The 12,751-nt window shown below is 54.6% G+C and carries 12 protein-coding genes; all 12 read right to left on the bottom strand.

Going from position 1 to position 12,751, the window contains the following annotated elements; all coding sequences use genetic code 11:
- Positions 1-28 precede the first annotated feature (28 nt).
- Complete coding sequence (locus BJP06_RS01510) at positions 29-2,308, bottom strand: bifunctional (p)ppGpp synthetase/guanosine-3',5'-bis(diphosphate) 3'-pyrophosphohydrolase (RefSeq protein WP_177224248.1); 2,280 nt, start codon at positions 2,306-2,308, stop codon at positions 29-31.
- A 19-nt stretch (positions 2,309-2,327) separates the two neighbouring features.
- Positions 2,328-2,876, bottom strand: coding sequence for an adenine phosphoribosyltransferase (locus BJP06_RS01505; protein WP_070477021.1), 549 nt, complete (start codon positions 2,874-2,876; stop codon positions 2,328-2,330).
- A gap of 28 nt (positions 2,877-2,904) precedes the next feature.
- On the bottom strand, positions 2,905-4,494 hold the full coding sequence (locus BJP06_RS01500) for an ABC transporter substrate-binding protein (RefSeq protein WP_071572671.1): 1,590 nt from the start codon (positions 4,492-4,494) through the stop codon (positions 2,905-2,907).
- Between the two features lie 11 nt (positions 4,495-4,505).
- Positions 4,506-5,678, bottom strand: a complete 1,173-nt coding sequence (secF, locus tag BJP06_RS01495) for a protein translocase subunit SecF (protein WP_070976801.1) — start codon at positions 5,676-5,678, stop codon at positions 4,506-4,508.
- Between the two features lie 2 nt (positions 5,679-5,680).
- Positions 5,681-7,507, bottom strand: coding sequence for a protein translocase subunit SecD (secD, locus tag BJP06_RS01490; RefSeq protein ID WP_083433150.1), 1,827 nt, complete (start codon positions 7,505-7,507; stop codon positions 5,681-5,683).
- Between the two features lie 160 nt (positions 7,508-7,667).
- A complete protein-coding gene (gene yajC, locus BJP06_RS01485; protein WP_070362376.1) occupies positions 7,668-7,976 on the bottom strand; it encodes a preprotein translocase subunit YajC in 309 nt (102 codons plus the stop codon).
- Positions 7,977-8,000: 24 nt separating this feature from the next.
- Positions 8,001-9,080, bottom strand: a complete 1,080-nt coding sequence (gene ruvB / locus BJP06_RS01480) for a Holliday junction branch migration DNA helicase RuvB (RefSeq protein WP_071572579.1) — start codon at positions 9,078-9,080, stop codon at positions 8,001-8,003.
- A gap of 9 nt (positions 9,081-9,089) precedes the next feature.
- Positions 9,090-9,701, bottom strand: coding sequence for a Holliday junction branch migration protein RuvA (gene ruvA, locus BJP06_RS01475; RefSeq protein WP_070477015.1), 612 nt, complete (start codon positions 9,699-9,701; stop codon positions 9,090-9,092).
- A gap of 3 nt (positions 9,702-9,704) precedes the next feature.
- Positions 9,705-10,235 carry a crossover junction endodeoxyribonuclease RuvC gene (ruvC, locus tag BJP06_RS01470; RefSeq protein ID WP_070362374.1) on the bottom strand — a complete coding sequence of 177 codons (531 nt, stop codon included), beginning with the start codon at positions 10,233-10,235 and terminating at the stop codon, positions 9,705-9,707.
- Between the two features lie 106 nt (positions 10,236-10,341).
- Positions 10,342-11,094 (bottom strand): YebC/PmpR family DNA-binding transcriptional regulator, encoded by a 753-nt coding sequence (locus BJP06_RS01465; RefSeq protein ID WP_070362373.1) that lies wholly within the window; start codon positions 11,092-11,094, stop codon positions 10,342-10,344.
- A 103-nt stretch (positions 11,095-11,197) separates the two neighbouring features.
- Complete coding sequence (locus BJP06_RS01460) at positions 11,198-11,650, bottom strand: hypothetical protein (RefSeq protein ID WP_070976797.1); 453 nt, start codon at positions 11,648-11,650, stop codon at positions 11,198-11,200.
- Positions 11,647-12,744, bottom strand: a complete 1,098-nt coding sequence (locus BJP06_RS01455; RefSeq protein ID WP_071572578.1) for a glycosyltransferase family 4 protein — start codon at positions 12,742-12,744, stop codon at positions 11,647-11,649. Before BJP06_RS01455 ends, BJP06_RS01460 begins: the two co-directional genes overlap by 4 nt.
- Between the last annotated feature and the right edge of the window lie 7 nt (positions 12,745-12,751).

Raw genomic sequence — 12,751 nt, 5'->3', positions numbered from 1 at the left:
AACCCGTGACCGGGTTACCCCACTTTTTCTATACACCGACGCGGTAGACGTCGAATACCCCTTCAACATTCCGGATCAGATTCATCACAGAAGCGAGCTGCTTCGTATCCGAAACCTGGAAGCTGAATCGAATCGTGGCAATACGGTCTTCCTTCGCTTGTGAGGAAAGCGATAGAATCGCCAATTTTTGTTCAGACATTACCCCCGTGAGTTCCGCGAGGAGGCCGTGCCGGTCAAGAGCTTCCACCTGAACGGTCACGATAGAGGTACCCGCAGAGCCGCCAGCGCCGGACCACGAAACCTCGATCAACCGCTCTGGCTCTTGCCTGAGCTTGTTCGCGTTGGTGCAATCTGTGCGGTGCACCGAAACCCCTCCACCGCGGGTTACGAACCCGAAGATATCGTCGCCAGGAACCGGCTGGCAACAGTTAGCAAATTTGGCCATTACATCCGGGCTGCCCTGCACCAAGACTACAGGGCCATCGCCCGAGGGTTCTGGTCGGATGATCTTTGAATGGGGCGTCCGATCCGCCAGAAGATCTGCGGCGTCTTCGACGTCACCAAACTGGTCGACCAGCATTTTTGCAACATGCCGGGACGAAACATTCCCAGCGCCGATAGCCGTGTACAGGGCATCTACATCGGAGTAACGCAGTCTGCGTGCAATATCACGCATTGACTCAGGCGTAAATAGCCGGTGAAGTGGAAGTCCGCTCCGCTGTACTTCCGCTGCCAGCGCATCGCGTCCGACTTCGAGGTGTTCCTCGCGCCGTTCTTTCGCGAACCACTGACGCACCTTTGTTTTCGCACGCGGTGAAACAATAAAGTCTTGCCAGTCACGAGAAGGCCCGGCATTTGGGTCCTTCGAGGTAAAAATCTCGACGCGGTCACCATTTTGCAGCTGTGACTCCAGAGCAACCAGTTTGCCGTTAACTTTTGCCCCCACGCATCGGTGGCCTACCTCAGTGTGCACCGCGTAGGCAAAGTCCACAGGCGTCGAACCGGCAGGAAGGTTGATAACATCGCCGTGTGGCGTGAAGACGAAAACCTGCTTGCTTGTCAGGTCGTAGCGCAGTGAATCAAGAAACTCATTTGGGTCTGAAGCTTCCTTTTGCCAGTCAAGCAGTTGGCGCATCCACGCCATCTGATCTACTTCAGCCTGATCTCCCTTATGCGATCCTTTCGTCTCTTTGTACCGCCAGTGAGCTGCAACACCGAACTCGGCGTTGTAGTGCATCTCGTGCGTACGTACCTGTACTTCGAGAGCTCGCCCGCTGTTCGTCATCACCGTCGTGTGCAGCGACTGATACACACCGAATCGCGGATTCGAAATATAGTCCTTAAATCGGCCCGGCATTGCAGAATACATAGCATGAACGACGCCGACCGCTGCGTAACAGTCGTGGAGATTATCGACGAGCACGCGAACGCCAACGAGGTCGAAGATTTCGTCGAACTCGTGGCCTCGAACAACCATTTTTTGGTAGATGGACCAATAGTGCTTCGGCCTCCCCATCACCTCTGCGTCGATACCGTTTTTCTTCAGTTCGGTTTGCAACTCACGAATAATCTCTGCAAGAGCTCTGTCCCGCGAGGGCGCTCGGTCAGCAACTAACCTCACGATCTCTTCGTATTTCTTCGGGTAGAGGATCGCGAACGCGAGATCTTCAAGCTCCCATTTCACTGTCGCCATCCCGAGGCGGTGTGCAAGCGGTGCAATCACATCAAGGGTTTCGCGCGCCTTCTTCGCTTGCTTCTCAGGAGGAAGAAAGCGCATCGTGCGCATGTTGTGGAGCCTATCCGCAACTTTAATCACAAGTACCCGGGGATCCTCCGCCATGGCAACGATCATTTTCCGGATCGTTTCTGCCTCTGCCGACGCCCCAAGCGCAACCTTGTCTAACTTCGTTACGCCATCGACGATTCGTGCCACCTCAGGCCCGAAGTCGGCCGTAAGTTCATCCAGGGTGTAGTCAGTGTCCTCAACGGTGTCATGCAACAGTGCTGCCACCAACGTTGTGGTGTCCATACCAATTTCACCACAGATCGTGGCTACGGCAAGCGGGTGCGTAATATATGGGTCGCCTGATTTCCGGAACACGCCATCGTGAAGCTGCTCAGCCGTCTCATAGGCACGATTCAATAATGCGACGTCGCACTTCGGATGGTGCCGTCGATGAATCGATAACAGCGGGTCCAGGACCGGATTGCTACGGACCCGCGCACCGCCAGTGAGCGAACGAGCAAGTATTGCGGACACACTTCGCATCGAGGGTATATTCCTCTTCGGTGCTTTCTCTTGAGTCACAGTCCGCCTCCAAACTCTCCTATTGGTCGAGCACTACCACGGGAACATCTCCTAAGCGGCTTCTACCGTCCAGTCCTTGTACCTCGAGCATTACTACGTAACCAACAACGCTACCACCTGCGCGTTGGATTAAATCGGTTGCTGCGGAAAGAGTTCCGCCAGTAGCAAGCACATCGTCAACGAGAACGACCTTCTTCCCGTCCAGGTCAATTCCCGACGCCGGGATTTCCAAAGCTGCAGTGCTGTACTCGGTTTTGTATTCCTGTGTAATCACCGGCGGAGGGAGCTTCCCCTTCTTACGGATAGCGAGGATGCCTACGCCCATTTCGTATGCAACAGCTGAGCCCAGGAGAAAACCACGGGCATCCAGGCCACCAACAAGGTCTGCTCCAAGATTCTCAGATACACGCGCCATTTCTTTGATAACAACCCGCAAGGCATGCGCATCTGCAAGCACCGGTGTGAGGTCTTCAAACAACACGCCCTTTTCGGGAAAATCTGGTACTTTACGGATCTTTTCTCGAAGCGCTTCCTTTGCGCTTTCAAACGTGTCCTTCGAATCGCCCATGGGTTTCTCCTTGGATAGCTTTATTTCTTTACTCATCAACGGACCATCGATCCATATTCCAGCCAATTCCCGACAAGCCTGTGTACATAACAACGTTTTCAACTCGCTGATCAATCGCGAACGAGCGAGGCTGTGCTGAAAGTGGCAGAATCGGAATCTCCCGCCAAAGCCAATTCTCTTGACTCCGCAATGCGTCGAGTTCCTGCACCCGATTGTTCGCAGCTGGGTACTCAACTTGAGAATCGATTGGCATCAAAAGCGCATCGACGGTGCCCTCTTTCTCTACGATCTGGCCTTGTTCGTCCATGGCATAGCCCGGCAACTCGGCCAACGTCGCTAGATTCTCCGACTGGTCGAGAACTTCAATACCCGCCGGTTCGCACTGTGCTCGGATCGTCTGAATCATTGCGGAGATCCGTGCCGACCGCATCGGCGTCGAGATCCGTAGAACACTGCCACTTGCTGCACGTGCCTTTTCGACGTCATACTCAGTTGCCGTCTCACCGACACTTTCAATTTTCGACGCCAGCGGGTCACTATGCGCAACTACTTGTACTGGAGCAGCTGCAACCTCTAGGCCCGACATCTTCGAGGAAGTTTGTGCGACTTCAGACGGATTCACACAGTGAGCAAGCGCCCTGCGCCGTTCTGGTTCTGCCCAGGGACCTGACTTGGCCATGACCAACGCGTCAGTGAGTTCCCCAACAACGCTGGTCACATCAACTGGTTCTCTCTCTGCGTTTACGTCGTACCAGTCTGGTGATGGTTCTTCGAGGTTGCCAATTTTCAATCCGCCGGAGGCAACTAGTTCACCGGAATCTGCATTCCCCGGCCAGACCACGATCTTCTGCAGCGCTGGAGCATCACCGTAATAGGAATCATTAGCGACGAGGACTACTTCGCCTTCTTTGCCAACACTCTCAATCTTGTACGGTCCGAACGATACTTGAAGTTCAGGATCGTACTGCTTCAGATCAAAACCGTAACGCCAAATATCTGCGATGCTTCGAAGGCTCATTGGGTCACGTGCAGTAAGCGCATCGACGAGCTCTTCCGCCGACATTCCGACACGCGCTGCAACTGCGTGTGACGGCAAAACTGTTCCGGGTTCAAAAAGATCGCGCCAACGGGCGCCACGGTTCTCCTTCATTGTGAGAGTGAAAGTTTTTGATCCGGGTTGACATGCCAATGTATCAGCGTCGTCGAAAAGAGGCATCCAAGAATCGAAGAGCTCTGGTAGCTTCCCAGCTGTGAACGTCAACAGGTAGTCATTACACGTTACTGGGGTATTGTCGGAGAACACTGCCGCATCGGAGATGGTGTAAATCACCTGACGCCTGTCGCCGGGCAGCACTTGCGTCTCTACCAAGTCGGTATTGGGGATCATTTGTCCGTTGGGCCCCGGAACGTAAACTCCGGGGTACAAACGACCAGATAGTTCTTGCGCCAGCGTCGAGTGCCCCTCAGCGCTACCCGCGTTCACTGTGACCAGTGGTGCTTGTACCTGATAGCCAAACTCTTCGCTATTAGAGTTCGACGCTGCACCACCGTCGGAACACGCCGTTGCGAGCAACACTACAGAAAAAGCAGCAACGGCGCGTGAAAATACGCTACTCATACTTGGTTTACCTAGCGTGTCGACGGCCGCCAAGTGCTCATTGCCGGCGATTCGTCTCCATCGCTGCCTTCCACAGCACTACGAACCGGTGTATCAACGGTGCGCTTTGGCTTTACAGTGGCTTCATCGTCGTGGTCGACGATCTCACCGGCGCGGTATTTCTCTACTTCAACGTTGTGTTCCTTGTAAGCGCGCTTGCGCTCCATAAGCGTTACCAGCAGCGGAGTCGCGAGGAATAGCGAGGAGAAGATACCTTCGATGACGCCGATCAGCTGGATCAAGGCGAGATCCCGGAGTGTACCCACACCGAGCATCCAAACTGCCACAATCATCAGCGCGACGATCGGGAGTGCAGAAATGACGGAAGTAGAAATCGAGCGCATGACCGTTTGATTCACTGCCAGGTTCGCTTCTTCAGCATAGGTAGAACGACGCGAGTCCAATACACCACTAGTGTTCTCCTTCACCTTGTCGAAGACGATCACGGTGTCATAAATGGAGAAGGTCAAAACGGTAAGCAGACCGATAATCATGGCTGGGGTAATTTCCAGCCCGAAGAGGGCATAGAACCCTACGATCAGTATGCCGTCAATGATCAATGCACCCATCGCCGCGATGGCCATCTCTCGTTGCAGGCGGACAGCCACGTACACGGCTGCAGCGACGAGGAAGACCAGCATCGCCATCAACATCCGCTTCGTGATGGTGTCACCCCACGATTCGGAAACAGTCGAATCACCAATTGCGTCGGCAGACACTTCCCCTTCAGCATTCTTGGTGTGATGCTTCTCAAAGATCGCCTGCCGCGCTTGGTCGATTTGTTCCTGGCTCAGATGCTCAGCATTAATCTCAAGTGTCCGGGCATCACCGGCACCAATAATCTGAGTCAGTTCAGGAGTGACGCCAGTCGCGTCGATAAATGTCTCCTCGACTTCTTCGGCAACGAGATCGTCGGCCGGCATCGAGAGTTTGGTACCGCCTTCGAAGTCGATACCAAGGTTGAATCCACGGACCAGCATCGCAAGCAGCGAGATAACTACCAGTGCCATGGTGATCCCGTACCAGAGCTTACGGCGACCGACGAAATCGATCGCCGCATCGCCGGTATACAGACGCTCCCAACGGCCGGGCTCCTTGACTGTTGGTACGACGGAAGCAACGGTTTCAATTTGCGATGACGACATTGCTACTTCACCTCAATACTTTCCGACGCGGCTTCTGCAGCCACGCCTTGATGAGCTTCCTCGCTCACGTCCTTGTCATGCTGCGCTGCAGCAAACACTTTGGTCATACCGTTGACAGCTGGCTTCGACCAGAACCGGGACCGGGAAGCGAACACCATGAGCGGAGCAGTGACCAAGAACGTCACTAGCAGGTCAAATACGGTCGTAAGGCCCATCGTGAATGCGAAGCCCTTCACATCGCCAACCGCAAGGAAGTAAATAATGACCGCGCCGATCAGGGTCACCATGTTACCGGTAATAATTGTATCTTTCGCTCGATCCCAGCCGGAGGCAGATGCAGAGCGGAAAGTCTTGCCCTTACGAACTTCGTCCTTGATGCGTTCGTAGATGACAACGAAGGAGTCCGCAGTAGTACCAATACCAATGATCAAACCGGCGACGCCGGAGAGGTCCAGCGAGTAGCCGATCCAGCGCCCCAGCAGAACTAGCGAGCCGTAAACGAGAAGACCCGCAAAGAAAAGCGTAGCCAGGGAAATAAGACCATAGAGCCGGTAGTAGAAGAACACGAAAATTGCGACCAAAATCAGACCGACAATGCCTGCATAGAAGCCAGCCTGCAAGGATGCCAGACCAAGTGACGGCGGCACTGTCATCGCAGTTCCACCAGGTTCGCCATTCTCACCCGCGAAAGAAAGCGGCAGCGCACCGTAACGCAGGTTGTTTGCGAGGCTCTCAGCTTCCTCCTGAGTGAAGTTGCCTGTAATAGAGGTTGCGGAACCGACTGGGGTTGCGCCCTGAATGACAGGTGCGGAGATAATTTGTGAGTCCAGTGTGATCGCGATCTGCTGCCCGATCATCTCACTCGTCAGCTGCGCCCAGGTAGACGAGCCATTAAACTCGCCTGCCTGGCTGAAAGCGAAGTTGATCTCCATCTGGCTCGACTGCGGGTTGAATCCACCAGTGATCGAGCGACCAGTGTCGATCTGTTCACCGGTGAGACGCGGGCCGTCCGTATCAGTAACGCCTGCGAGCAATGGCACCTCGCCGAGGAGCAGTACCTGGCCAGATGAAGGGTCACAGGCTACAAGTGGTGCTGCTTCGTCATCGGTCCCGGCCAATGGATCAGTAGGTTGCACGGCACACAACGCGCTCAGCATCGACATAGCAACGAATTGCTGGGTAGGGTCTTCAGACTGACGAGTAGCCTTGAGCATCTCAGCTTGGTCAGCCCTGCGCTCCGAGGACTCCACAGGGCCATTCGGCTCAGGCAACGGTTTCGCATCAATAGCAGGAATCTCAACGGTTTGCCCCTGTTCGGCAACCTGCTTCTTCACCTGATCGCCAATCGCCTTGGCTTGATCCGCGGTCAAAACCCCATACCGGATCCAATCGTTCGCGGTTTTTGCGAAGACCTCACCAATCGAATCCGCGGAAGGTGCAGGCGGTTGCATAACCGGACGGAACAGCAGCTGCGAGGTCTGCCCAATATTACGTACTTCCGATGTGTCGTCGCCCGCGGCAGTGATCACTAGGGTATTGCCGTCAACGACGACAGTCGCGCCGGAAACACCCATGCCGTTCACACGCTTCTCAAGAATGTTTCGCGCTTCGTCGAGCTGATCGCGAGTTGGCTCGTCTCCCTGCGGAACGAGGGTCACGCGAGTACCGCCCTGCAGGTCGATACCAAGCTTCGGGGTTGCGGACTTATCGCCCGTGAAAAATACTAATGAGTACACGCCAATGACGATGAGCGCAAAAAGCGCCAGCGCGCGCGCAGGCCACTTCCGCTTTGATCTCAACTCGCCGGAACGCTGAGTGTTCTTGGACACCGAGCTAACTCCTCTATTTCTACGTTATTTCACTGCCACACCCCGCTTTGCCCGAAACTTTGGGTAAAGCGGGGTGTGGTGCACATCGATTTATCGTACGTCATCAACTGTCATATCGGTAAAGACAGCTAGACAGCATTTGCCGTAACGCTGAGATGGACTATTCCGGACGTTGTTCCGAATCGTCTACTGTAGGTTCCTGAACCGCGGACTCGACTGCCTCTCGCTTCATAATTCCGGCGGTCTCCATCTTGACGACAACACCAGGGGCAATTTCAATTCGAAGCGTAGCGTTATCTGCGTCAACAACGTCTCCATGAAGGCCAGAAACCGTCACAACATGGTCACCGGGCTGAATAGAGGACTGCATCTCCTGTACCTGTTGCTGACGCTTCTTCTGGCTTCGCATCATCAAGATTGACGGAAGCATGAACACCAATAGGACGAGCAAAATAAGGATGATTTCCATAGCTCTATATTGACATACTCCCAATTATGTTGAAACGAGTGCCTGTCCTGGAGCATCCGGTGGCGGATCAATTCCAAGGTGCTGCCAGGCAGCCGCCGTAGCAACGCGGCCACGACCAGTTCGTGCCATCAATCTTGCTCGCACCAGGTAAGGCTCGCATACTTCTTCGACTGTAGACGGTTCCTCCCCTACAGCAATTGCCAGTGTATTGACGCCAACAGGTCCCCCACCGTGGCCACGAATGAGCGAATTCAGGACCGCTCTGTCGAGCCGATCAAGCCCGAGGTCGTCAACGTCAAACACCTCCAGCGCAGCACGCGCCGCCTGAATATCGATTCGTCCGCTGCCATGCACATCTGCCCAATCACGAACACGTCGCAGCAATCTATTCGCAATACGCGGAGTTCCCCGTGAACGTGAAGCGATTTCGACTGCTGCGTCCTTGTCGATCTCAACTTGCAAGATCTTCGCAGCACGTTCGACCACGTGCCTCAAGTCAGTAACCTCGTAAAACTCCATCTGTGCCGTAAAACCGAAACGATCCCGCAACGGACCAGTGAGCATACCAGCGCGAGTCGTTGCACCGACCAGGGTGAACGGTGGAATCTCAAGTGGAATTGACGTCGCCCCGGGCCCCTTTCCAACAATGACGTCAATACGGAAGTCCTCCATTGCCATATACAGCATTTCCTCCGCAGGCCGTGCAATACGGTGAATCTCATCGATAAAGAGGACATCGCCTTCCATAAGATTCGAAAGCATCGCAGCGAGGTCACCAGCACGTTCAAGCGCAGGGCCAGAGGTCATCCGCAAGGAAGTTCCGAGTTCCTGCGCGATGATCATCGCCATCGTTGTCTTTCCTAGCCCTGGCGGACCGGAAAGCAAGATGTGGTCCGGTGTGACGCTGCGTTGACTAGCACCCGCGAGTACAAGACTGAGCTGCTCACGCACTTTCGGCTGTCCGATGAACTCATCAAGCGACTTCGGACGAAGAGACCTCTCAATATCGTGTTCATCACTATGCGCATTGACGCTGACGGGAGCCCCATCGGGACGTGAAAGATCATCCGGCAACTGGAATACGGTTTTTTCAACATCTGACATGAACCCCACCTACTTTTTCGATAGCGTCTTCAGCGCTTCGCGCAACAGATTCGATGGATCAGTATCCGGTTGTTCCGCAACGAGAGGTTCGACGACAGTCCGTGCACTACGCTCGGTGAATCCAAGCCCAACCAGTGCTTCTACAATCTGCTCACTGATGCCTGAGTCTGAAGCAGCCGGAGCCGTTGCTCCGTGGCTCGCTTCGCTGCCCGTTTCAAACAAGCCGACAACCTTATCTTTCAGCTCCAACACGATTCGTTCTGCCATCTTCTTACCGACGCCAGGAATTGTTTGAATCTTCTTCGCATCACCGCTGGAAATCAATTCGGCCAGTTCCCCAGGCCCAAAGACTGCCAGTGCTGCCATCGCCAGCTTTGGCCCTAGCCCACTCACGGTTTGAAGCTTGTGAAACATAGACCGCGAGTCCTCATCCGCGAACCCATACAAGGTCATACCGTCATCGCGGACCACCAGACTGGTGACTACATCCGCATGCTCACCACGAGTTAGGCGACTGAGCGTTGGTGGCGTCGCTAAAAAGCGATACCCAACGCCCCCGCAGCCAATAACAGCATGATCGAGGCCAATCGAAAGGACGTCACCGTGGAGGGAATCAATCATGAACTAGTTCTTTCTCAGTTTTTCAATAGCGGAAGCTCGGGCAAGCAACGGGGCTCGCCAGCAATGGCAAACAGCGATGGCCAACGCGTCTGCAGCATCTGCTGGCTTTGGTGGCTCGCTCAGACCAAGAATACGTGTAATCATCGTAGTCATCTGTTTCTTATCAGCACGCCCATTACCAGAAACCGACTTTTTTACCTCTGAGGGCGTATACATGTGCACTGGTATATCGCGCTCTGCAGCGGCGAGGACCATTACCCCGACGGCGTGGGCAGTATGCATCACGGTGGAAACGTTACTGCGTTCGAAAATTCGCTCCATCGCAACCACGTCGGGCTTATACTCATCCATCCAGTCGCTTACCGACTTCGAGATCCGCAATAAACGCTCCGATAGTTCCACATCGGAAGGAGTGCGCGCTACACCGACGGCAATCGGTATGACCTGACGCCCTCTCCCCGCTTGAACTACCGAAAGGCCGCATCGGGTCAAACCAGGATCTATGCCCATTACCCTCAGACCTTGGAGGTTCACCGCGCTTCCTTCCGCCGAATATTGTACTGGCACATATGTTCTACCATAGTCTGAAAAAGAACCACCACTCGCCGCAACGAATGGTGGTTGAAAAACAGACTACGCCTTACAAGTCGAGCTCGGCTGCGATCTCGTCAGGAATAGACATGTTCGAGTACACATTCTGTACATCATCAGAGTCTTCGAGGGCATCAATCAGCTTCAGATTCTTTTCAGCAGCAGATGCATCCAGTTCAACTTCCACGTCAGCACGGAAGTCCTGCTCAGAGCCCTCAACCTCGATACCGGCCTCCACTAACGCCTCGCGGACTGCGGCAAGGTCGGTCGGCTGACAGGTAACTTCAAACTCTTCGCCAAGATCGTTAACTTCTTCTGCACCAGCGTCAAGTACCGCCATCAACACATCGTCCTCGGTGAGCTCCCCTTTCGCCACTGTGACGACACCGACGCGATTGAACATGTAGCCCACAGAGCCGGTTTCACCAAGATTACCGCCGTTCCTGGTCATTGCCGTACGAACCTCAGTCGCTGCTCGATTACGGTTATCCGTCAGGCACTCGATCAACAGAGCGACACCGTTCGGGCCGTACCCCTCGTACATCACCGACTCCCAGTCAGAGCCGCCGGCTTCCTCGCCCGATCCACGCTTACGCGCACGTTCGATGTTGTCGTTCGGGACCGACGCCTTCTTCGCCTTCTTGATCATGTCATCAAGCGTCGGGTTGCCTGCTGGATCGCCGCCACCAGTGCGAGCTGCAACCTCGATATCTTTGATCAGTTTCGCCCAGAGCTTGGAACGCTTTGCGTCGTTCGCGGCCTTCTTATGTTTAGTAGTAGCCCACTTTGAGTGGCCAGACATCCGGTATCCCTTCGCTTAAAACGGTTGACTATTGGTAATTGAACGTCAACCTACTATACGCCCGAACAGGTTGAGCTGCAGAACCGCGAGCAAGGTTCAGCCGCTAAAGGGAAAGCGAAGCGAAAGCTGGCAGGGCTGCGGTCCCACCCAATCGAAGAAGCCTTACGGCGGGCCGTAGCCGTAGCGAACGAACATCCCTGACAGCGTCGTTATAAAACCGCAGTGCAATTGCCACACGAGTATCTGCAGCGTCAATATCAGCGGGAAGCATCGTCCCTTGCCTCTCGATGTGTTTCCGCATTTCTTGTTCGGACTGAAGTCGTTCCTCTACGTCAACTGGAGTCAAACGCAATGATTCGATGATCCGGCACTCCTCGCGCATTTCCGGATACAGTGCGGCAATGACAGCACAGCGTTGGTCGAGCGCAGCTTGAAGTGCGTCGCGTGAACGGTCGAGACGGATATGGAGGCGGTGTAGCCGTTGCGCAGTGAAATATGCCCAGGCAAACAGCAACGTGATTACCGCTGCGAACACCACTAGGGCAATAGTTGTCATGCGAGTGTCACCTTCTCACCAACACTTACTGCTTCGTATACAGCCATAATCTGAGCAGTCACTGTCGACCAGTCATACTGCGCGGCTCGCAGTTGCCCTCTTCTGCCCATCTCCAGGCGCAAAGCAGCGTCGTCAATCAAAGCCTGTAACGCCTTTGTCAACTCGGCAACATCACCTACAGGAAAAAGAATCCCGGCAGGGTCAGGTGATTCTGCATCACATACCAGCGAAAAGGCCTCTAGATCACTGGCCACAACAGCGCAGCCCGCAGCCATCGCTTCCACGAGAATGATGCCAAACGATTCGCCCCCAGTGTTCGGAGCGACAAATATATCCGGCGCCCCCAGCAATCTCGCCTTTTCCTCCTCGCTTACGCGACCGACGAAGTTCACTCCTGGAATCTGCCGAGGCTCCCCGCTTCCGATCACCGTGAGTTCGACTCGTCCTTCAAGGTGATCGAACGCTTCAAGAAGCAGCGTTAGCCCCTTTCTTGGCTCGTCGATACGCCCCAAGAATGCGATTCGAACAGGCCCGACGGAGCTCAACGGCGCTAGCTTCCGGGCGGCTACGAACTTCCGAGTGTCCACTCCGTTCGGGATAACGATTGGATCGGCCCCGATCTGTTCAACCTGCCACCTCCGAGCAAGCTCGCTTACCGCGATACCCCCGCGGATCTTTTCCAAATATTTCCGCAAGAACGGCAGTGCAAGCTGCAAAATGCGAGACCCAGTTGTAGACGTGTGGTATGTAGCGACGATCGGCCCCGAAGCCAACATAAGCGCTGCGAGCGAATAGCTAGGAGAATTGGGCTCATGGATGTGCAATACATCAAAGTCGCCATCACACAGGAATTCGCGAGTAGTCGTAAAAACTTTAGGGCCGAACGCCAGGCGCGCGACAGAGCCGTTATACGGAATAGGTAACGAACGCCCGCCTTTCTTTACAAACTCGGGAAGAGGCGTGTCATCACGCGCAGGCCCGAGCACTTTCACTTCATGCCCTTGGCGCAAAAGTGATGCAGCTAAGTCAAGGATGTGCGCTTGAACCCCGCCTGGTTCGTCGAAAGAATACGGGCACACGATACCAATTTTCATCCCTTCG

Origin of the sequence: Corynebacterium sp. NML120713 (assembly GCF_001875735.1) — a bacterium.
Taxonomy (GTDB): Bacteria; Actinomycetota; Actinomycetes; order Mycobacteriales; family Mycobacteriaceae; genus Corynebacterium; species Corynebacterium pseudogenitalium.
The sequence above is the reverse complement of the archived record's forward strand: the minus strand, read 5'-3'. Positions and strand labels throughout refer to the sequence as shown.